Origin of the sequence: Actinospica acidithermotolerans (genome assembly GCF_018139625.1) — a bacterium.
GTDB lineage: Bacteria > Actinomycetota > Actinomycetes > Streptomycetales > Catenulisporaceae > Actinospica > Actinospica acidithermotolerans.
Window position 1 is genome coordinate 1 of sequence record NZ_JAGSOH010000070.1, and the last position, 19,049, is coordinate 19,049.

19 protein-coding genes are annotated in these 19,049 nt (G+C 69.7%); 12 read left to right on the forward strand and 7 right to left on the reverse strand.

Annotated features, from left to right (window positions below):
• Positions 1 to 932 (forward strand): LLM class flavin-dependent oxidoreductase (locus KDK95_RS21585; RefSeq protein WP_212520056.1); only part of this gene is annotated, 932 nt, incomplete at its 5' end.
• A gap of 179 nt (positions 933 to 1,111) precedes the next feature.
• On the opposite strand, the gene KDK95_RS21590 is transcribed toward KDK95_RS21585, so the two are convergent.
• A complete protein-coding gene (locus tag KDK95_RS21590) occupies positions 1,112 to 2,434 on the reverse strand; it encodes an MFS transporter (protein WP_212520057.1) in 1,323 nt (440 codons plus the stop codon).
• A 113-nt stretch (positions 2,435 to 2,547) separates the two neighbouring features.
• Here KDK95_RS21590 and KDK95_RS21595 point away from each other — a divergent pair, with 113 nt between their 5' ends.
• Positions 2,548 to 3,258 (forward strand): helix-turn-helix domain-containing protein, encoded by a 711-nt coding sequence (locus KDK95_RS21595; RefSeq protein ID WP_212520058.1) that lies wholly within the window; start codon positions 2,548 to 2,550, stop codon positions 3,256 to 3,258.
• 42 nt (positions 3,259 to 3,300) lie between these two features.
• On the opposite strand, the gene KDK95_RS21600 is transcribed toward KDK95_RS21595, so the two are convergent.
• On the reverse strand, positions 3,301 to 3,765 hold the full coding sequence (locus KDK95_RS21600; protein WP_212520059.1) for a nucleoside deaminase: 465 nt from the start codon (positions 3,763 to 3,765) through the stop codon (positions 3,301 to 3,303).
• Positions 3,762 to 4,673, reverse strand: a complete 912-nt coding sequence (locus tag KDK95_RS21605) for a LysR family transcriptional regulator ArgP (RefSeq protein ID WP_212520060.1) — start codon at positions 4,671 to 4,673, stop codon at positions 3,762 to 3,764. The genes KDK95_RS21600 and KDK95_RS21605 overlap by 4 nt, the downstream gene beginning before the upstream one ends.
• A gap of 66 nt (positions 4,674 to 4,739) precedes the next feature.
• On the opposite strand from KDK95_RS21605, the gene KDK95_RS21610 reads away from it, so the two are divergent.
• From KDK95_RS21610 to KDK95_RS21620, 3 genes are all read left to right on the forward strand, one after another.
• A complete protein-coding gene (locus KDK95_RS21610; RefSeq protein WP_212520061.1) occupies positions 4,740 to 5,360 on the forward strand; it encodes a LysE/ArgO family amino acid transporter in 621 nt (206 codons plus the stop codon).
• 129 nt (positions 5,361 to 5,489) lie between these two features.
• Positions 5,490 to 6,728 carry a sensor histidine kinase gene (locus KDK95_RS21615; RefSeq protein ID WP_212520062.1) on the forward strand — a complete coding sequence of 413 codons (1,239 nt, stop codon included), beginning with the start codon at positions 5,490 to 5,492 and terminating at the stop codon, positions 6,726 to 6,728.
• Positions 6,729 to 6,883: 155 nt separating this feature from the next.
• Positions 6,884 to 7,639: a response regulator transcription factor gene (locus tag KDK95_RS21620; protein WP_212520093.1), complete on the forward strand. Its 756-nt coding sequence runs from the start codon at positions 6,884 to 6,886 to the stop codon at positions 7,637 to 7,639.
• 450 nt (positions 7,640 to 8,089) lie between these two features.
• Here the strand turns inward: KDK95_RS21620 and KDK95_RS21625 are convergent, their stop codons facing one another.
• Together KDK95_RS21625 and KDK95_RS21630 are read right to left on the reverse strand one after the other, a co-directional pair.
• Positions 8,090 to 8,497 carry a DUF3151 domain-containing protein gene (locus KDK95_RS21625; RefSeq protein ID WP_212520063.1) on the reverse strand — a complete coding sequence of 136 codons (408 nt, stop codon included), beginning with the start codon at positions 8,495 to 8,497 and terminating at the stop codon, positions 8,090 to 8,092.
• Between the two features lie 188 nt (positions 8,498 to 8,685).
• Positions 8,686 to 10,176: an APC family permease gene (locus tag KDK95_RS21630; protein ID WP_212520064.1), complete on the reverse strand. Its 1,491-nt coding sequence runs from the start codon at positions 10,174 to 10,176 to the stop codon at positions 8,686 to 8,688.
• Positions 10,177 to 10,361: 185 nt separating this feature from the next.
• Here KDK95_RS21630 and KDK95_RS21635 point away from each other — a divergent pair, with 185 nt between their 5' ends.
• The 5 genes from KDK95_RS21635 (at position 10,362) to KDK95_RS21655 (ending at position 15,792) form a co-directional block, all read left to right on the forward strand.
• Entirely contained in the window at positions 10,362 to 11,129 is a 768-nt protein-coding gene (locus KDK95_RS21635) for an ABC transporter ATP-binding protein (protein WP_212520065.1), read from the forward strand.
• Positions 11,105 to 12,688, forward strand: coding sequence for a hypothetical protein (locus KDK95_RS21640; protein ID WP_212520066.1), 1,584 nt, complete (start codon positions 11,105 to 11,107; stop codon positions 12,686 to 12,688). Before KDK95_RS21635 ends, KDK95_RS21640 begins: the two co-directional genes overlap by 25 nt.
• A gap of 408 nt (positions 12,689 to 13,096) precedes the next feature.
• Positions 13,097 to 13,852, forward strand: a complete 756-nt coding sequence (locus tag KDK95_RS21645) for an MBL fold metallo-hydrolase (RefSeq protein WP_212520067.1) — start codon at positions 13,097 to 13,099, stop codon at positions 13,850 to 13,852.
• Positions 13,853 to 14,056: 204 nt separating this feature from the next.
• Positions 14,057 to 15,361: a hypothetical protein gene (locus KDK95_RS21650; RefSeq protein ID WP_212520068.1), complete on the forward strand. Its 1,305-nt coding sequence runs from the start codon at positions 14,057 to 14,059 to the stop codon at positions 15,359 to 15,361.
• Positions 15,362 to 15,399: 38 nt separating this feature from the next.
• Positions 15,400 to 15,792: a VOC family protein gene (locus tag KDK95_RS21655; protein ID WP_249161667.1), complete on the forward strand. Its 393-nt coding sequence runs from the start codon at positions 15,400 to 15,402 to the stop codon at positions 15,790 to 15,792.
• 24 nt (positions 15,793 to 15,816) lie between these two features.
• Here the strand turns inward: KDK95_RS21655 and KDK95_RS21660 are convergent, their stop codons facing one another.
• Positions 15,817 to 16,626, reverse strand: a complete 810-nt coding sequence (locus KDK95_RS21660) for an anti-sigma factor family protein (protein ID WP_212520069.1) — start codon at positions 16,624 to 16,626, stop codon at positions 15,817 to 15,819.
• Positions 16,623 to 17,210, reverse strand: coding sequence for a sigma-70 family RNA polymerase sigma factor (locus KDK95_RS21665; protein ID WP_249161668.1), 588 nt, complete (start codon positions 17,208 to 17,210; stop codon positions 16,623 to 16,625). The genes KDK95_RS21660 and KDK95_RS21665 overlap by 4 nt, the downstream gene beginning before the upstream one ends.
• Positions 17,211 to 17,399: 189 nt before the next feature.
• On the opposite strand from KDK95_RS21665, the gene KDK95_RS21670 reads away from it, so the two are divergent.
• Both KDK95_RS21670 and KDK95_RS21675 read left to right on the forward strand, forming a co-directional pair.
• Positions 17,400 to 18,032, forward strand: coding sequence for a helix-turn-helix domain-containing protein (locus KDK95_RS21670; protein ID WP_212520071.1), 633 nt, complete (start codon positions 17,400 to 17,402; stop codon positions 18,030 to 18,032).
• A 39-nt stretch (positions 18,033 to 18,071) separates the two neighbouring features.
• Entirely contained in the window at positions 18,072 to 18,791 is a 720-nt protein-coding gene (locus KDK95_RS21675; RefSeq protein WP_212520072.1) for an SRPBCC family protein, read from the forward strand.
• Positions 18,792 to 19,049 lie beyond the last annotated feature (258 nt).

Below are 19,049 nucleotides of genomic sequence, written 5' to 3' on the forward strand. Positions count from 1 at the left end.
GGATTGGGCTGGCGGGGGTTGAGCTGGGAGCTTTGGTGGGGAACTGCGTGGGGCGATTTCGCGTGCGGGTGTCGGAGGGTCCGGTTAGCGTCGAGGGCATGAGCGGAGCGATGCGGTGCGGCGTGATCCTTCCGGGCGGTACAGCTACGCAGCAGCTTGAGTTGGGCCTGCTGGCGGAGGAGCGCGGTTGGGACGGGGTCTTCATTTGCGAGGTGGCGTACGGGGTGGACGCGTGGTCCCTGCTGGCGGGGATGGCGGTGCGCACGTCGCGGATCCGGCTGGGGACGCTGCTTTCGCCGCTGCCGTGGCGTCGGCCGTGGAAATTGGCCGGGCAGGTGGCGACGGTCGATCAGCTGTCCGGCGGACGCGCTATCGTCACCGTCGGGCTTGGGGCGACCGAAATGCTGATGGGCACCGCGGAGGTGACCGATCGGCGCGAGCGGGCAGAGCGGATGGACGAGGGGATCGACCTGATGCGCACGCTCTGGTCGGGCGGGCGCACGTACAGCGGGAAGTATTACGAGTTCGGTGCCGGAGTGGTCGGCGGCATCGTCGAAATGGGGCTTCCAGTGCAGCGGCCAGTGCCGATCTGGGTCGTCGGCGCCTGGCCGCGGCCGCGGTCGATGCGTCGTGCTGCGCGGTGCGAGGGAGTGGTACCCGAGTACCACCTCGATGGCCGCGAGTCGACGACCTCGGACGCGCGTGAGATGAAGACCTGGCTGTTGGACCACGGGGCGCGTGCGGACATCGACATCATTGCGGAGGGCGAGACTGCGGCGGATGACGCGGCTGCTGCGCGTGAGCACGTGGCGTCGCGTGCGGACGTCGGGTGTACGTGGTGGCTCGAGACGCGTTGGCAGCGGTCTGCGGACGAGGCTGTGCGGCTTGAGGAGGTACGTGAGCGGATTCTCGCCGGTCCGCCGCGGCGCTGAGGCGGGAGGAGCGGCGAGGCCTGATGGGGAGGGGGTCGGGCGAGGGATCGGATGGTATGGGTGGCGGGGCGTCGCAGCGTGCGGATGCGTGGATCGTGCGCATGTAGGGAGGGCTCTCCGGGGCGTCGCGTCTGGTCTTGCGGCTGCTGGCGAGTCTGAGCGAGGACCATGATCAGGGCTCAGTTCGCTGAGGGCCACTTGGCGGTGCGCAGGGATCGCTGCGAGGCCGCGAAGATTGCGATACCCGCCATCGCCACTGCTGCGCCGCACAGAACCGTCGAGGGGGCAGCGATCTGCAGCACGCTGCCGCCGAAGGCCGCGCCAAGGGGCATCCCGAGCCCTGCGAGAGTCATCACGGCTGTCAACACGCGTCCGCGCTGATGGTCGGGGACTTGCTGGAGGATGAGGACGTCGACCAGCACCTGTGCAGCGGGTACCGCGAAGCCGATCGCCGCCAGCCACCCTGCCATCCAGAAGCCGCCGAACTGGAACAGGGCGGTCATCGTCAGTGCGATCGTCATCAGGGCGCCGAAGACGATGAGCAGTTGGCCGGGGTGCAGGATCTTGTAGAGCTTGGGTATGCAGGGCGCGCCTATGATGCCGCCACCGGCGAAGGCGGCGAGGATCAGACCGATGTAGTGCGTCGGTACGTTTTCGTGCTTGGCGAGCATGATCAGGACGAGGTCGAGCGGTACGCCGATCAGGTTGATCAGCATGATGAAGAGCATCGTGCCGCGCATTACGGGATTACCCCAGATGATGCGCAGCCCGGCGAGGGGGCTCTCGGACTCGCGCTTGGCGGCCCTCGCGTCGGATTCTGCGGGGGAATCGGTGGCTGCGGGGAAGTCAGTGCCGGTGAGCTGCGGCTTCGAGTCGAAGCGCACCACGACGGCGCAGAGCACGGAGACGCCCATGCCGATGGCGACGGCGACGAAGGGCAGCGAACGGTTGACGGCGTACAGCACCGTCCCGACTGCCGGGCCGATCAGCTGTGCGATGCTGCTCACCGCCTGCTGGACCGATAGCGCCCTGGTCAGCTGTGATGCGGGAGCGACCGAGCGGAGCGCCAGGGTCCTGACCCCGCTCAGCGGCTGGCAGATACCCAGGATCGCGGCGCTGAGGTAGATCTCGATGAGCCAGACATGACCGCTGGCCAGGGATACCGCGAGCACCGTCGCCAGGCCGGCGCGGATGCTCTCGCTCACGATGAGGATGAGTCGACGGTCGTGCCGGTCCACGAAGTTCCCGGCCGGCACCGAGGCGAGCAGCAGCGCCGTGAACTGGACCGTGCCGAAAAGGCCGGCGAGCAGCGGCTTTCCGGTGAAGCCGAGCACCAAGAGCGGATAGACGACCTCGGCCATCGTGAGGCCGAGGAACGCGGTGAAGCTCCCGGCGTAGACCGTGTGCAGCGCGTGGTTGGCGCGCATCGGCGGTTCGGGTCTCGCGGAGCGCGGATCGGTACTGATTTCCGGACTGCTTGCCGGCTCGGTCATGGTCGTCATCTGCCCCTGCCCCTCGTCGTGCGGCGCCACTGTTTGCGCCTCGTCCATTATTCACACATACGTGAATGATGCTGTCAAGCAGAATGGTCACGAGCTCGTGTATCATTGTTGGCATGGCGAAGAAGGAGGAGACGGAGTCGGCGGCTGAGACCGAGCTCGAGGCGGCGTTGCCCCTCGGTCCGCAGCCGCTGCCCGAGCTGATCGAGTTCCGTCAGATCGACGACGCCGCGACGATGAAGGCGCTCGCCGATCCGCTGCGGCAGCGGATTATGCGCGCTCTAGGTCGAAACGTGCACGTGAAGGCGCGCATCATGACCGTGAAGCAGCTCGCTGAGGAGCTGGGTGAGCCGACCACGAAGCTGTATCGGCACATGAAGCAGCTGCTGGCCGTGAACCTGATCCAGGTTGCTGAGCTGCGCCTGGTCGGCGGCATCGTCGAACAGCACTACCGCGTCGCCCAGAAGGGCTGGGGCGTGAACCCCGAGCGCTCGATGTTGGACCGGTCGGCGCTCTCGGAGGAACTCGTCGAGCTCGTCGGTGCGGGCGTCAACGAGTATTTCGGCCGCTACGAAGCCGCGTTGCAGGCGGGGCGGACGCACGTGCGTTCTTTGGACAGCCTCGAAAATCCGCCGTATGTCCGCTCGGTCGGTTCGATCTCCGATTTCCGGGTGCCGCGCGAGCGGGCGGCTGAGTTCGCCGAGCGCTTCCACGCCCTCGTGGAGGAGTTCAACAGCCATCCGAATACGACAGAAGGGGACATCGTGCATGCGAATCTGCTGGCGATGTTCTACGCGACCGAAGCGGACGAGGCGCTGGGGGAGTAGCCGGCCCGCTCCGGCCGCGGCGGCGCGAGATCGCCGCGTGCGTTACTCGCCGATGTCCTCGTACCAGAGGTCGGGGCGCGCGGCGATGAAGTCGCGCATCAGGCTGATGCATTCGGCATCGTTCAGCAGGGTGATACCGACGCCGTTCTCGGCCAGCCAATCGTGCCCGCCGTAGAACGTCGTCGCCTCGCCGATCACGACCTGTCCGATGTTGAACTGGCGTACTAGACCTGAGCAGTACCAGCACGGCGAGAGCGTGGTCACCATGATCGTGTCCTGGTAGCCGCGAAGCCGTCCGGCGGCGCGGAACGCCGAAGTCTCAGCGTGCATTGACGGGTCGTCGTCCTGGACCCGGCGGTTGCGGCCAGCGCCGAGCAGCGTGCCGTCCTTGTGGAAGAGGGCGGCGCCGATCGGGATTCCGCCCTCGGCGAGTCCGAGGCGGGCCTGCTCGCGGGCGACGGCGAGCATCGAGTCTGCGGAGGGGTGCACGGCGTGCGGTTCTGTCATTGCGCCAGCTTACGGCCGATGACCTGCGCTGCCGAGACGACGGCGTCGGACAAAGCCTTGAGAGCGGGCGAATCGAGCTTCCACTGCTGCCAGTAGAGCGGCACATCGACCGAGTGCCCGGGCGCCACCTCGACCAGCGCGCCTTCCGGCAGTAGCGCGGCCTGCTCGTCGGGGATCATGCCCCAGCCGATGCCGCGGGCGACTGCGCCGAGGAAGGCTTCGGAGGTCGGAATGAGGTGCCGGATCTGTTCGCGGCTCGGCGGCCGACCTGCCAGAGTGCTGAGGAATCGGTCCTGCAGTTCGTCGTTCCGGTCGAAGACCAGCACCGGCGCGGCGGGCAGCGTCCGCTCGACCGGTCCGGTGGACAGCCAGCGCTCGACAAACGCCGGACTCGCCGAAGCGCGGTAGCGCATGACGCCGAGTTTGGTGACGCGGCAGCCGGTTACGGCGGTCGCGTCCCGGGTCACCGCGGCGGCGACGCGTCCGCGTCGGAGAAGCGCCGCGGTGTGCGCCTCGTCCTCGCGGAGCAGTTCGAAGCCGACGCGCAGCGAGGCCGGAATCCGGGTGAGCGCGTCGAGGAACCAGGTGGAGAGCGAGTCTGCGTTGACGGCGACAGCGATCGTCGTGGGGGCCTGCTGCTCGGCGTCGAGACCGAGTTCGGCGGCGGCGTCTGCTTCAAGCCGAACAAGTTGGCGGGCGTAGCGCACCAGCACTTCGCCGGAGTCCGTGAGCGCGATCGGCTTCGTGCGGGTCAGTAGCACGCGGCCGATCCGCTGCTCCAGCGCCTTCACCCGCTGGCTCACGGCGGACGGCGTGACGTGCAGCGCGGCAGCAGCGGCATCGAAGGTGCCCTCGTCCACGGCGGCGAGCAGCGTGCGGACCTGATCGAGCGGGAGCTCTTGCATCATGATCTCTAATGGTATCGAAGAAACATTAGCTGTACTGTCGTCTTGCTCTCCGATTACGGTCGCGATATGCGTCAAGACCTCCTCACCCTGGTCGCCGGCCTCGGCACCGGCCTGTCTCTGATCGTCGCCATCGGTGCGCAGAACACCTTCGTCTTGCGTCAGGGACTGCGCCGGAAGCACGTTCCCGCGATCGTGACCGTGTGCGTGCTTTCGGATCTCGTGCTCATAGCCGCGGGCGTCGCCGGACTCGGCGCGTTGGTGGAGTTGCGTCCCGGCGTGCTGACGGCGGTCGCGTGGGCAGGTGCGGCGTTTCTGGTGGCGTACGGCGTGCTCGCGGCGCGACGTGCACTGCGGCCAGCGTCGATGCGAGCGGATGACGGAGACGGGTCACCGGACACGTCGATGCGTGGCAGTGTTCTGACCTGCATGGGTCTGACGTGGCTCAACCCGCACGTCTACCTCGACACGGTCCTGCTGCTCGGGTCGGTCGCCGCCGGTTACGGGACGCACCGCTGGCTGTTCGCGATCGGTGCGGGGATGGGCAGCGTGCTGTGGTTCTGCGGTCTGGGCTTCGGCGCGAGACTCGCCCGTCCCCTGTTCGCGAAGCCGCTCGCCTGGCGAGTGCTGGACAGCGCGATCGCGGTCACGATGATCCTGCTGGGCATCCGGATCGCCGCGCTCGGCTGATCGCCTTGCCGTTACTCCGTTTCACTGAACGCGCTCGGCATCATCCGAGCGATGTAGCTCGAATTCGCGCGGAAAGATGGCCCTCCCGACCGATGCGCGGTCGCGGAAGCGCTGCTCAGAATGGGAAGCGTGAAATGGTTGACACGTGACGAAGAGGCCGCCGGGCCGGCCGGTCGGGCTGCCTGGATCCGGCCGGCCGGGCCAGCGCCCCGGCCGAGCAGGCTCGAGCTGCTGTTCGACCTGCTGCTCGCGTTCTGCCTCGCGTTGCCGCTGAAGCCGGAGCGCGCGTACACGGTCAACGTCCTGGGATACCAGCAGGGCTTCGTGGCGAAGGGCACGATGATCGGCATCGCAGTCCTCGTCCTAGTGGCTCTGGCGATCCGGCGGCGCTACCCGCTCGTAGGCCTTGGCCTGCTGCTGATGGGGATGAACTTCACCCCTGCGCCGTTCGTCATGGTCGGCTTCGGGGTCCTGATAGCCGCGTACTCGGCAGCGGTGTACAGCCCGTACCGCCGGGTCATGCTCGCGGTGCTGGTACTCGTCCCCGTGCAGCTCATCAGGCACGGATACATCAACCTCATTCCCGGGAACAGGCAACTCGTCTTCATGGTCGCCGTACCGTTGGCGATCGGGATCGGGCTGTACGGATCCGAGGTACGAAGACAGGCCACGCGCGACGTGGCGGCGCTCAAGCGGACCCGGGAGGAGAAGGAGCGGGAGGCGATCCGGTTGGCGGTGGAGGCTGAGCGGTCTCGCATCGCGCGCGAACTGCATGACGTGGTGACGCACAACGTGAGCGTCATGGTTGTCATGGCCGGCGCGGCGCGTAAGACGCTGCAACGCGATCCGGAGCAGGCAACGAACGCGTTGCTGGAGGTAGAGTCCGCGGGGCGGGCGGCGATGGCGGAGCTGCGCCAGGTGATGGGCTTGCTGACGGACTCGACGCACGAGCAGCACCAACTCGCGCCGCAGCCGGGGCTGGACCAGTTGGAGCCGCTGGTCACCCGAATACGCGCGACGGGCGTGCCGATCGCCTACCGGGTGCTCGGCCGGCCACGCACGCTGCCGCCCGGGCTCGACCTCACCGCGTACCGCGTGGTGCAGGAGGCGCTGACCAACACGGTCAAGCACGCCTCGGGCGCCAACGTGGACATCCTCGTGGACTACGAGCCGGCGCGGCTGAGCCTGGACATCGCCGACTCCGGAGGCGTGCCCGGTGCGGGCGCGGCCGGCGGCAATGGCAGAGGCCTGATCGGTTTGCGCGAACGCGTCGCGGTGCACGGCGGGACGGTGCAGGCGGGGCCGCGGCCGAGCGGCGGATATCGTGTGCAGGTGGAGTTGCCCCTTCCGGCGGAGGACGCCGCATGAGTGAGGTGGTGGAGGATGCCCGGCCGGTGACAGCGGTTGTGGAGGATGCCCGGTCCGTGAATGAAGTGGCGGAAGGCGCCCGGCCGGTGACAGCGGTGGTGGAGGATGCCGGGCCCGTGACAGCGAGGGTGGAAGACGCCCGGCCGGTGAAAGAGATGGTGGAAGACGCCCGGCCCGGGGATGAGAGCCTGCGGGTGGTGGTGGCGGACGACCAACAGCTGGTGCGCACCGGCTTCCGGATGATCCTCGCGGCCGACGGGATTGACGTGGTGGCCGAGGCGGCGGACGGCATCGCGGCGATCGAGGCCGTGCAGCGCACGCAGCCCGATGTCGTGCTCATGGACATCCGCATGCCGGTGCTCGACGGGCTCGAGGCCACGCGGCGTATTCTCGGCGAGCCGCAGGAAGCGGACTCGACGGCGCCGCGGGTCATCATCCTGACGACGTTCGACCTGGACCAGTACGTCTACGACGCGTTGGCGGCCGGGGCCAGCGGCTTCCTGCTCAAGGACGTGACGCCGGAGCACCTGACCAACGCAGTGCGGCTGGTGCGTTCCGGCGACGCGCTGCTCGCGCCGGCGATCACCCGGCGGCTGGTCGAGAAGTTCGCCGCGCCCGCACCCGCCGCCGAGCCCGCCTCGGCCAGAATCCGCGAGCCCGCCTCGGCCAGGATTCGCACGAAGCACGGCGAGCTGTCCGCGCTCACGGCGCGGGAGCTCGAGGTCTTCCGACTGCTCGCGCGCGGGCTGAGCAACGCTGAGCTGGCCACGGAGCTGCATCTGAGCGAGGCGACGGTCAAGACGCACGTCGCCCGCATCCTCGCGAAGCTGCAGCTGCGCGACCGGGCCCAGGCGGTTGTCGCGGCGTACGAGAGCGGTCTCGTCACGCCGCAACAGGTGCAGGACACGTAAGCAGGCCTCGTAGGTAGCGGACTGGTGGACGGCGCACGGCACGGCATGGGCGCCTGTGCGCTGAGCGTGCGCTGGCACGCTCGTAGCCTCGGCTGACGGGTCGGGCCGAGGCAGGCCATGCATGCGCGCAACGTCGCGCTCGTTATGCGTCGCTCGATAGGGGCACGCCTCATGCGTCGCCCCGCGTCGTGCGTCGCGTCCCACGCACCGCTCGGCATGGGTCGTGAGTCGGGCGTCGCCCCCTCGCGCGTCGCTCGTCATGGGTTACGTGTCGTGCGTCGCGCCCCATACACCGGCTCGACATGGGGCACGCCTCGCGGGTCGCCCGTCGCGGGCCACGCGTCGTCCGTTGCTCGTCTCGGGTCCCGACATGCGCCGCTCGTCTTGGGTCCCGACATGCGCCGCTAGTCCTGGTTCCCGTGACATGCGCAGCTCGAAATGGATCCCGTGTCATGCGCGCTTGAGCGGGGCGCTCGGGTCGCTGTCGGAGAGGAAGGACGTGCAGCGCTCGGCCTCCTCGAGCTCGCCGATCTCGCCGGCGGCCTCGGACAGGGCGCGCAGCGCGCGCAGGAAGCCCTGGTTCGGCTCGTGGGACCACGGGATCGGGCCGTGGCCCTTCCAGCCGTTGCGGCGCAGCGCGTCGAGGCCGCGGTGGTAGCCGGTGCGGGCGTAGGCGTACGCCGTGACGGCCTCGCCCGCGTCCAGGGCCTGCTCGGCGAGGAGCGCCCAGGCCAGCGAGGACGCCGGGCAGGAGGCGGCGACCTCCTTCAGCGGCGTCCCGGCGTCCAGCAGTCCTTGGGCCCGCGGGTCGGCGGGCAGGAAGGTGGGTGGCGGGCCGGCGATCAAGTTCTCAGGCATGTGAGAAGTCTAGGCCGCCGTCCGCGCCGCTTCGGCACCGGCCGTCTGCGCCGCTCCGGTACCGGCCGTCCGCGCCGCTCCGGCACCGGTCGTCCGCGCTGCCCCGGTACCGGCCGTCCGCGCCGCTCCGGCACCGGCCGACCGCGCCGCCCCGGCACCGCATCGGGATCGAACCGGGATCGAACCGCTCAGGCGGCGAGTTCGGCGATGGGAGCTTCGCCGTTGAGCTCGCCCTCGAGCTCGTCCTCGGACGCGAGGCGGGCCTTGCGCTGGTAGTAGGGGACCTTCTTGGTGACGTACCAGGCCATCGGGATCAGGCCCAGCGCGAGGGCGCCGATGCCGATCCACTTGGCGCCGGCGGTCAGGCCGCTGCCGCTGAGGTTCTCGATCAGGGTGAAGGCCATGAAGGCGGAGCCGAGCAGCGGGAGGAAGCCGATGAACAGGGCGTTCGAGAGCGAGGTGAAGACCTGCTTGCGGTACGCGACGGTCACGGCGAGGGCGGCCAGGCAGTAGTAGACGGCGATCTGCAGGCCGATGGCGTTGATCGCGTCGGTCATGATCGTGCTGATGGAGCCTATGAAGGCGGAGGCGACGAACAGGATGAGGCTGACGACGGTGACGGCGGCGGTCGCGATGACCGGGGTGCGGCGCTTGGCGTCGATCTTGCCGAAGGCCTTCGGCAGCGTGTTGTCGCGGCCCATGGCGAACAGCGAGCGGGAGACCTGGATGAGCGTGGTCTCGAGGGTCGCGATGGTGGAGAGCATCACGGCGACGATCATCAGCTTGCCCATGACCGACCCGCCGACGGCCGACGCCAATGCGGTGGAGATGGCCGTGCCCTGGTTCTGGATGTCGCTGCCGGAGAAGAACAGGTTGATGTCGACCGTGTAGAGCTCGAACAGCGCCCACACGATCACGACGCCGATGATGCCGCCGAGGTTGGCGAGCTTGGAGTGCTTGGACTCCTCGTTGAGGTTGGCGGTGACGTCCCAGCCCCAGTAGTAGAACGCCGCGACCAGCGCCGCGGCCGCGAAGCCGGAGACGCCGCCGAAGTGGGTGGGGGAGAACCAGCTCCAGGAGAACGCGGCGCCGTGCCGTCCGGACTCGTGGAACAGCGCGGCGACCCCGACGACGATCAGCACCGCCACCTCGATCGCTGACATGATCCACTGGGCTTTGGTGGTGATCGCCACGCCGGCCGCCACGATCACGGCCATCACCAGGAACCAGATCGCGCCCACGGCGGTGATCGTGCCGGTGGACCACGTCTTGTTCTCGTTGAACAGCGAGAGCGTGGCCTGGCCGGCCGGGACGGCGGCGGCGACCATGAAGATCGTCGCGGAGACGACGACGGCCCAGCCGGAGATGAAGCCGAGCAGCGGGTGCAGCGCCTTGCGCACCCACGAGTACGCGGCGCCGGCGTTCACGTCGCCGCGGCCGAGGTGGGAGAAGGCGAACGCGATGCCGAGCATCGGGATGCCGCACCAGAGCAGCGCCGCGGGTCCGGCCAGCGCGGCCGCGCCCACCAGCACCGCAGTACTCGCCGAGACCGAGTAGCCGGGCGCGGTGCCCGCTACGGCCATCACGATCGAGTCGACGCCCTTGAGGGCGCCGTGCGCCAGCTGGGCCGAGCCTGACGAGGAGGGCGTGGCCTCCCGCTGCTGAACCTGATCGCTCATGAAATCTCCACCGACATCACCGTCGTCATCGACAACGCATCTGAAAGGCCCGTCGCGCGCGGGCCTGTCGGGTGAGTACAGCATTGCTGTGACGTGCGCAACAAGAGGCTTCCCCCGCCATTTCTGTGACTTACTGTCTCGGACTTCCCCTACTGTGTGCCTATCTGTCAAGGAAGGCGGGTGAGATGCGCGCGGTCGCCATCTCCGTCCAAGGTCTGTGGAAGCGGTTCGGCACGAAGCAGGCGGTGGCCGGGATCGACCTGGCGATCGAAGCCGGCTCGTTCGCCGGGCTCGTCGGGCCGAACGGCGCAGGTAAGACCACCTCGTTGTCGATGATGACGGGGCTGCTCAGGCCCGATTTCGGGCGCATTCTGATCAACGGCGTGGACGTGTGGGCCGATCCGGTCGGCGCGAAGGCGCTGATCGGTGTGGTTCCGGCGGAGGTGCGGCTGTTCGAGCGGCTCTCCGGCGCGGAGCTGCTGGAGTACGCAGGACGGCTGCGCGGGATCCCGGCGATCGAGGCACGGCGCCGGGCCGCGCAGCTGCTGGACGTGCTCGATCTGGCGCCGGACGCCAGGCGGCTGGTCGCCGACTACTCAACCGGCATGCGGAAGAAGGCTGCGCTCGGCAGCGCGCTCATCCACAATCCCGCGGTGCTCTTCCTCGACGAGCCGCTCGAGGGCGTCGACCCGGTCTCCGCCGAGGCGATTCGCAGGCTGCTGACGCGCTTCGTCGGCAGCGGCTCGACGGTGCTGTTCTCCAGCCATGTCATGGAGCTGGTGGAGCAGGTCTGCGACCGGGTGTCCATCATCGATCAGGGCCGGATCATCGCGAGCGGCACGACCGACGAGGTCCGCAACGGCAGGACGCTGCATCAGGCGTTCATAGACCTCGTGGGTGTCCGGGCGCATGACGGGGAGGGTCTGTCGTGGTTGGGCTCCTCGTCCGTCTGAAGATCCGGCTCCTGCTCAACGCCTTCAAGGTCTCCACGCAGACGGCCGTCTCGTTCGTGTTCAGCAGCGTCGCCGCCGCGGCGGTCGCGCTCGGCGGGTTCGCCGGCCTCGCGGTACTGCGCGGTCAAACGGAGGCCGTCGACGTCACGACGGTCGTGTTCGCGGCGTCCGCGGTCGGCTGGCTGGTCCTGCCTCTGGTCCTGTTCGGGCTCGACAGCACGCTCGATCCGAGCACGCTCGCCCTGTTCCCGCTGCGCATCCGTCCGCTCGCGCTCGGCCTGATCGCGGCATCCGCGACCGGGGCGTGGCCGCTGGCCAACGTCGTCGGTCTGCTCGGTGTGACGGTCGGGCTCGCGGTCGGCGTCCTCGGGGTGCTGATCGCGGTGGTCGCGGTCGTGTTGCAGGTCCTGTTCTGCATCGTGCTCTCCCGTTTCGTCACGACAACCCTGGCAGGGCTGCTGCGCTCGCGCCGCGGCAAGGACTTCGCCGCGCTGCTCATCCTGCCGATCTTCGCGCTGTACGAGGTGTTCGTGCAGGTCGTGCCTCGTCTGACTGCCGAGGGGAAGATCACCGAGAAGAGTCTTGACGGCGCCGACGCGTGGCTGCGCTGGACACCGCCGGGCCTGGCCGCGCACGCGGTCTTCGACGCGTCGACCGGGCATCCGCTGACCGGCCTGCTGCGCCTGCTGCTGCTCGCCGCGATCGTCGTCGTGCTCGGCGGGCTGTGGATCAAGCAGTTGGCGCACGCCCTGGTCACGGTCGACTCGACCACGCACGCGGCGGCCGTCAACAGCGCGTCGCTTCGGTTCGGCAACCGCGGACTGACCGGCGCCGTCGCGGCACGGACCTGGGTGTATCAGCGCCGCGAGCCGCGGTCGCTGATCCTCTGGGGGATGGTCGTCGTGCTCGCACTGGCCACGTCGTTCGAGACGCTGCGGACGGATTACGCGTTCGGCCTGTTCAGTGCCGCGTTCTTCCTGTCGGTCTTCGCCGGCGTCTTCCACGGGAACCTGTTCGGCATGACCGGATCCGCGTTCGGGTTCGACGCCGTCGCACTGGACGGGCGCACGGCGATGCGGGCGTACTTCGCCGGATCGAACCTGGTGATCGCGGCGATCGCCGCGCCGCTTTCCGCGGTGCTGCTCTCCGCGTTGGCCGTGTACGCCCGGCATCCGGCCACAGGCCTGCTCGCGCTGTCGATCAACCTTGCCGGGCTCGGCGCGGGGATGGCGTTCAGCAACCTCTTCAGCGCGGTGCTGGCGTATCCGGTGCAGAAGCGGCCTGGCAATCCGACGCCGAAGCCGGTCGAGGGGTACTCGATGCACGCCGTCGGGATCGGCTGCGGAAGCTTGGTCGGGACGACGCTGCTGCTCATCCCCATGATCATCGCCGTCGTCGCGACCGGTCACGTCGTGGCGGCCCTGCGGATCACGGCGCTGCTGGTCGGCGGCGCGGCGTACGGGCTGCTGATCGCCATCGCCGGCGTGCGTATCTCGGCGCGGATCGCCGCGAAGCGCATTCCGGAACTCGCCCAGATCGCCATGCAGAGCAGGTTGTAGAAGGCCGCGTAGCCATGCAGAGCAGGCTGTGGAAGGCCGCGTAGCCATGCAGAGCAGGTTGTAGAAGGGCTACAGAAGGGCTTGTAGAAGGTCGCGCGCACGGGGCCGCGATCCGCCGGGATCGCGGCCCCGACCTGTGTGGCGACAGGTACTCGGCGACAACAGCTCGCATCATGGCACGCCGAGACCCACGACCGTCCGAGGCGCGACGCGGAACGGCCCCGTTCGGCCGATTGATATGAACTATGCGGGCCGGCGGCCGTGGTTGGACTTGCGGTGCCGCCTGGCCTTGCGCTTGTTGGTCTTCTTGGACATGGCCGGCCTCCCGTTCCGTCGGACAGATTCATGTCCCGTACCCGTCCGGATGATCCCTATTCGAGTGCTGGCTCCGCTTGTAGCATCACCGGCATGACCTTCTCGCTCACCGTGCTCGGCGCGGCCACCCCGTACCCCGCTCCCGACGCCGCCTGCTCCGGCTACCTGCTGCGCGCGGGGGCGGCCCGGGTGTGGGTGGACGCGGGGTTCGGCACGTTCGCGAACCTGCAGCGGCACATGAACCCGGCGGAGCTGGACGCGATCTGGATCTCGCACCTGCACCTCGACCACAGCCACGACCTGCAGACGGCGTTCTACGGTCTGGCTTACGGCGGCCTGGGGCTCGAGGCGCCGATCCCGGTCTACGGCCCGCCCGGGTGGGTCGCGAAGTACTTCGGCGAGCACGCGGGGCACTTCACGGACGTGACGGAGGTCTTCGAGATGCACGAGATCGCCGAGGACTGGAGCGGCCGGGTCGGCGACCTGCGGCTGTCGGTCTGCCGGGTCGAGCACTCGCAGCCGGCGTACGGGCTGCGCGCGGAATACGAGGGTCGCGTATTGGTCTATTCGGGTGACACGGCACCGTGCGAGAGCCTCGTCGAGCTCGCGGCGGGCGCGGATCTGTTCGTCTGCGAGGCCGATTTCGACACCCCGGAGCAGCGCACCGAATACATCCTGCACTCCACCCCCGAGGAGGCGGCGCAGATGGCCAGCGACGCCGGAGTCAAGAAGCTGATGGTCACGCACGTCGCGTACAGCCTGGGCATCGAGGCGGCGACCGCCCGCGCCGCCGCCGCGTTCGGCGGCCCGACGATCTCCGCCAGGGACAACGAGACGCACGAGATCTAGCGGCGGGACGGCGGGGGTTCCGGCCGCGGGACGCACGAGATCTAGCAGCGGGAGGGCAATAAATCGGGCAGCGGGCCGCGGCAGACCTAGCGCGGGCACCCGGTGGCGCGCCACTGGCGAATCATCGGAACCGGTCACCCGGGCTCCCCGGGTCGGGTCAGCATGGGCGGGCAATCGCCCCCAGGACCCGCGAAGGAGCATGCTGTGTCCCCACAAGTCCGGACCCGCGCCGATCTCTGGCGCTGGCGTCGACATAAGATCCTGCTGATCGCCGCCGCACTGCCGCTTGTGATCGGCGGTTGGGTCACGGCGGCGATCGCGGCTCCTCCGGTCCATGGGCCGGCGCGGCCCGTGCGGTCGGTCCGGCCGGTCGCCGGACCCGATCTCGACTGCACGCTGACCATCCCGAACGCGCCTCTCACGGCTCGCGGCCTGGCGACCCCGTACATCCTCTCGGCCACGACGCCGGCCGCCGGACCGTGCCACGAGTCGAACCCCGCGCAGTCGGCGTTCGTGCAGGCGGCGATCTACGATCCGGCCACCGGAGCGATCTCCGTATACGACCCGCTCGTCGTCGACGCGGGGCACGGCGCGGCGCTCGCCCCCAGCGTCCCGGCGATATCGGCCGACGCCGTGGTCGGTATCTGGTTCGGCTACAACGGGAACAACCTCACGATCCGGTCTGCGGGAGGGGCGGGCCTTGCGCTCGACCACTGCGTGAACGGGCTCGGCGAATCTGTCTTCTCGCAGTTCGCGTACTGCAACGCGAAGGCGTTCTTCGCCGCGGTCAACACCGGAATCGCGAAGCACAAGCTCGTGGTCCCCGCGCTCGGCACGGCGAACGACGGCCAGCCCTGCCCGACGACGCGCGACTTCTCGATCGTCGACCAGGACCAGAGCGACAACGTCACCACTCGATACCTGGTCACCGCCGGCGGCCGGACGGCGCAGGACACCCCTGCCAACGCCGCGAGATTGCGTGACGTCGACGTGCTGTCCAACCCGAGCGACAACGCCTTGCTGGACGAGTTCGTGGATCCGGCGCTGGGCTGCACGCCCTGGACCGTGCGCGACCTCGACGGCGGCGGCACGGCCACGTCCCTTGCACTGGACGAGATCCAGGCGAACGCAGACCAGGCCGGGCCCGCCGCGCTCGTGCCGCTCAACGACCCTATGACAACGGTCGGCCGGGCCCGCAGCGTCGCGAAGACCGATCTCTACCGCGTCGGCGTGGACCAGGCGCCGCTGCCGGCCGGGGAGAATCCCCGAGTCTACTGTCAGGACATGGATTCGATCCAGAGCGCGCGGCTCAAGCACGACGCGAACCTCTTCGTGGGAGCCCCGAGCCCGGACGCGGCCGCCGCGATCAACCTGTTCACCTTCCTCGCGGCCCGGCTCAGCGCCTCGTTCCACCATCTCGGCTGCGCGCGCTTCGGTCTGGCCGACCCGGTATCCTCCGAATCGGTCGACGACGCGGGCGCCGTCACGGCGGTTACCTTCGCTTCCTGAGACGACCGAGCAGACCGACCCGAGCCGCTGGAGGCCCCATGTCCCGCCCGTCGGTGAAGTACACCGCCACCGTGATCGGCACCCCGACGCCGCGCACGCTCGCGCGCTTCTACGCCGAACTGCTCGGCTGGGAGATCGGCGCCGACGAGCCGGAGTGGGCCACGGTACGCAACCCGGAGGGCGGCGCCGGGCTCTCCTTCCAGATCGAGGAGCACCACCGGCGCCCGGTCTGGCCGGGCAGCGCGAGCGACCAGCAGATGATGATGCACCTGGACTTCGAGGTCGACGACCTCGAAGCCGCGAGCAAGCACGCCGTCTCGCTCGGCGCCGTCGTCGCGCACTTCCAGCCGCAGGACGACGTCGTCGTGCACTTCGACCCGGACGGGCACCCGTTCTGCCTCTGGATCGCCGTCGCGGCGGCAGAGGGTTGAGACGGGCGCCCGGTGGGCCGGCGGTCAGGCGGTCGGGACGGTCAGCAGCACGTCGCCGGCCGTCGTGGCGACCTGGAACTTCTGGATGTCCGAGGCGTTCATCGCCACGCCGCCGGGGATGGTCGCCGTCGCGCCGACCGCGTCGGGCGCCCACCAGGTGCTCGCGACGACCTTGTTGCCGTGCCCGTCCAGCGCGTACAGCACGCAGTCGTCGCCGGCCTTGACGCCCTTGAGCGAGATCTGGACCCAGCTGCCCCACTCGGTCGAGCGGTACTGCACAGTCCCGGAGACCCCGTCGGCCTTGTTCGCCGCGCTGACCGTCTCGATCCCGGCGGCCTCGGGCGCACCGGAACTCGGCCGGGTTCCGGCGTAGATCCCGATGGCCGCGGCGGCCACCAGCACGCCGGAGATCAGCGCCGCCGTCGCCGGCCGCATCTTCGTGCTGCGGCGGGCGCGGCGCGAGGACGGCCGCGAGGACGGGCTCGGCTGCGGGGGACGCGGGCTGCCGCCGGGACGCTGGCCGCCGGGCAGGCTCGGATTGGCGCGCAGCCGGACGTCTGACGGCGATTCCGCGACGCCCAGCAGGCCGGCGCGCGCGCTGAGGCGCTCCCACATGCCCGGGTCCGGCGCCGCGTCGGCCTCGGCGTAGGAGGTGAAGGCCTCCACCGGGACCTTCGAGAGCAGGCCCGCCACGGGTGCCAGCGCCGCGTACTCGGCCTGGCACGCCGGGCACTGCGTCAGATGCGCGCGCATCCGCTCCGCCTCGTCGGACTCCAGGGCGCCCACCAGATACGCGCCCAGCTCCTCACGCCACGGATGTGCTTCCTCGTTCATCGCGTCAGCCCCCTTTCCGCAAAGGCCGACCGCAGTGCACGCAACGCGTAGTACGTGCGGGATTTCACCGTACCCGGCGGCACGCCGAGCGTCTTCGCGGCCTCCGCCACCGAGGAGCCGCGGTAGTAGGTCTCGATGATCACGGCGCGGTGCTCTTCGCTGAGGGCGTCGAGCGCCTCGGCCATCTGCAGCGCGTCCAGCGTCTGCTCGAAGGCGTCGTCCGTCGGATCGGGCACGGAGCCCGCCCAGTCCTCGCCGAGCCGGTCCTCGCCGACCTCGCGCGGCCGTGCCTGGCGCGCGCGTACCGAGTCGATCACCAGGTTGCGCGCGACGGCGAACAGCCAGGCGCGCACGGATCCGCGGTCCGGGTCGAGCGCGTCCGGGTGGGTCCAGGCGCGCAGCAGCGTCTCCTGGACGATGTCCTCCGCGGCCTGCCGGTCGCCGTGCATCTGGCGCAGCACGTATCCGAACAGCGGCCCGGAGTACTGCTCGTAGAGCGCCCGAAGGCGTTCCTCATCGGCGCGCGCCGGCGTCTCGACCGCGGCGCCGGACGTGCGGGCGGCTCTGCCGAAAGAGCGTTTCAACGGCTCCGCTCCGGTCCGGGGTTGTCTGGGCTCGGCCATACTACCCGCGGAAGCCGGTGCGGAGAGTAGTCCCGCGCTCCCCAGTGTGCTCACACCCCGATGCACGCTTCGCGGGTGTCTCCGGTTCAACCTCTGTCCGAAAAGATGCGCCTCCTTGACAGGAAAACTTGTCGGAGTGAGACTTGGTCCATGCAGGAGATCGCCGTCATCAACGAGCCGGAGGCCGCGCGCAGCGCGCTCGACCCGGTGCGTGCGCGGCTGCTGGCCGCGCTCGCCGAGCCGGCCTCGGCCAGCAGCGCCGCGAAGAAGGTGGGCCTCAGCAGGCAGAAGGCCAACTACCACCTGCACGAGCTCGAGCAGTACGGGCTGGTGGAGCTGGTCGAGGAGCGCCGCCGCGGCAACATGCTCGAGCGGGTGCTGCAGGCCAGTGCGGCCTCGTTCGTCATCTCCCCGGCCGTGCTCGCCGAGCTGGCGCCGGATCCGCGGGAGAGCCCGGACCACCTCTCCGCCCGCTGGCTGGTCGCCCTCGCGGCGCGCATGCTGCGCGAGGTGGGGGAGCTGATGCGCGGCTCGCGCGCGGCCGGAAAGCCGTTGGCCACCTTCGCGATCGACGGCGAGGTGCGGTTCGCCTCGGCCGCGGAGCGGGCGCTGTTCGCCGAGGAACTCGGCCTCGAGGTGCGCCGCCTGGTCGCCAAGTACCACGATGAGAAGGCGCCCGGCGGCCGCGATCACCGGGTCGTCGTCGCCCTGCACCCGAGCCTGAAGCCGCCGGCCGCGCCCGCGGCGCCCGGACCCGGGTCGGCGGCCGGGCCGGATTCCTGAAGCCAAGTCCGTAGCCGAGCCTGAGGAGCAGTGAGCCGTATGTCCAAGCAGTTCGAGGTCCGCCGCGAAGTCGTCATCCAGGGTACGCCCGAGCAGATCTTCGCCGCCGTGACCCGGGAGACCGCCGCGTGGATGTTCCCCGTCGAGGAGGTCCCCTCGGTCGGCGGTCTCGGGCCGGAGGATCCGAAGGTGAAGATCTGGCAGCCGCCGGAACACGTGCAGATCCGCGTGGAGGGGCCGGACGGCTTCTTCAACGCGCTCGACTACCTGATCGAGGCCCGAGACGGCGGTACCGCGCACCTCCGCTACGTGCACAGCGGCGTGCTGATGCAGGACGACTGGCAGGACCAGTACGACGGCGTCGGCGCGCACACGGACTTCTACCTGCACAGCCTCGGCGTATACGTGCGCTACTTCGCCGGTCGGCCGGTGGAGTACGTGGCCGTCGCGGGCCCGCCGTCCTCGGCCAAGGCCGGTTCGATCGACGTGCTCAAGGCCGCGCTCGGCCTCGGTCCGGAGAGCAAGGTCGGCGACCCGCTCTCGCTGGAGGTGCCGAACTTCGGCTGGATCGAGTCGGAGGTCGACTACCTCACCGAGCACTTCGTCGGGCTGCGCTGCTCGGGTGCGCTCTACCGGTTCTACGGGCGCGACGCGTTCGGCGGGACCGTGGACGCGGCGCACCACCTCTTCGAGCCGAAGACCCCGCTTGCCGAGGCGAGGTCCGCCTGGCAGGCCTGGCTCGACGGGGTGTTCGCCTAGCCGCCGGCCGCCGCGGTCCTGCTAGCCCGCGCAGGCTCGCGCGGCCCGGTCGGACATGCGGCGGCGCACGATGTCGGCGGGGGTCGGGAGGTCCTGGCGGTCTGGCGGTCTGGCGGTCTGCGTGGGGCCTGGTCGGGCTGTGCGGCGCGCACGATGTCGGCGGGGGTCGGGAGGTCTGGCGGTATGGCGGTCTGCGTGCGGTCTGGTCGGACCGTCTGCGTGGAGCCGTGTCAGGCTCGCGGCGGCGCGCGATGTCGG

Excerpts from the sequence above, each read along its gene's own strand:
- KDK95_RS21590 (WP_212520057.1), bottom strand. The coding sequence starts at position 2,434 with ATGACGACCATGACCGAGCCGGCAAGCAGTCCGGAAATCAGTACCGAT.
- KDK95_RS21595 (WP_212520058.1), top strand. The coding sequence starts at position 2,548 with ATGGCGAAGAAGGAGGAGACGGAGTCGGCGGCTGAGACCGAGCTCGAG.
- KDK95_RS21600 (WP_212520059.1), bottom strand. The coding sequence starts at position 3,765 with ATGACAGAACCGCACGCCGTGCACCCCTCCGCAGACTCGATGCTCGCC.
- KDK95_RS21605 (WP_212520060.1), bottom strand. The coding sequence starts at position 4,673 with ATGATGCAAGAGCTCCCGCTCGATCAGGTCCGCACGCTGCTCGCCGCC.
- KDK95_RS21610 (WP_212520061.1), top strand. The coding sequence starts at position 4,740 with ATGCGTCAAGACCTCCTCACCCTGGTCGCCGGCCTCGGCACCGGCCTG.
- KDK95_RS21620 (WP_212520093.1), top strand. The coding sequence starts at position 6,884 with ATGGTGGAAGACGCCCGGCCCGGGGATGAGAGCCTGCGGGTGGTGGTG.
- KDK95_RS21625 (WP_212520063.1), bottom strand. The coding sequence starts at position 8,497 with ATGCCTGAGAACTTGATCGCCGGCCCGCCACCCACCTTCCTGCCCGCC.
- KDK95_RS21630 (WP_212520064.1), bottom strand. The coding sequence starts at position 10,176 with ATGAGCGATCAGGTTCAGCAGCGGGAGGCCACGCCCTCCTCGTCAGGC.
- KDK95_RS21635 (WP_212520065.1), top strand. The coding sequence starts at position 10,362 with ATGCGCGCGGTCGCCATCTCCGTCCAAGGTCTGTGGAAGCGGTTCGGC.
- KDK95_RS21645 (WP_212520067.1), top strand. The coding sequence starts at position 13,097 with ATGACCTTCTCGCTCACCGTGCTCGGCGCGGCCACCCCGTACCCCGCT.
- KDK95_RS21655 (WP_249161667.1), top strand. The coding sequence starts at position 15,400 with ATGTCCCGCCCGTCGGTGAAGTACACCGCCACCGTGATCGGCACCCCG.
- KDK95_RS21660 (WP_212520069.1), bottom strand. The coding sequence starts at position 16,626 with ATGAACGAGGAAGCACATCCGTGGCGTGAGGAGCTGGGCGCGTATCTG.
- KDK95_RS21670 (WP_212520071.1), top strand. The coding sequence starts at position 17,400 with ATGCAGGAGATCGCCGTCATCAACGAGCCGGAGGCCGCGCGCAGCGCG.
- KDK95_RS21675 (WP_212520072.1), top strand. The coding sequence starts at position 18,072 with ATGTCCAAGCAGTTCGAGGTCCGCCGCGAAGTCGTCATCCAGGGTACG.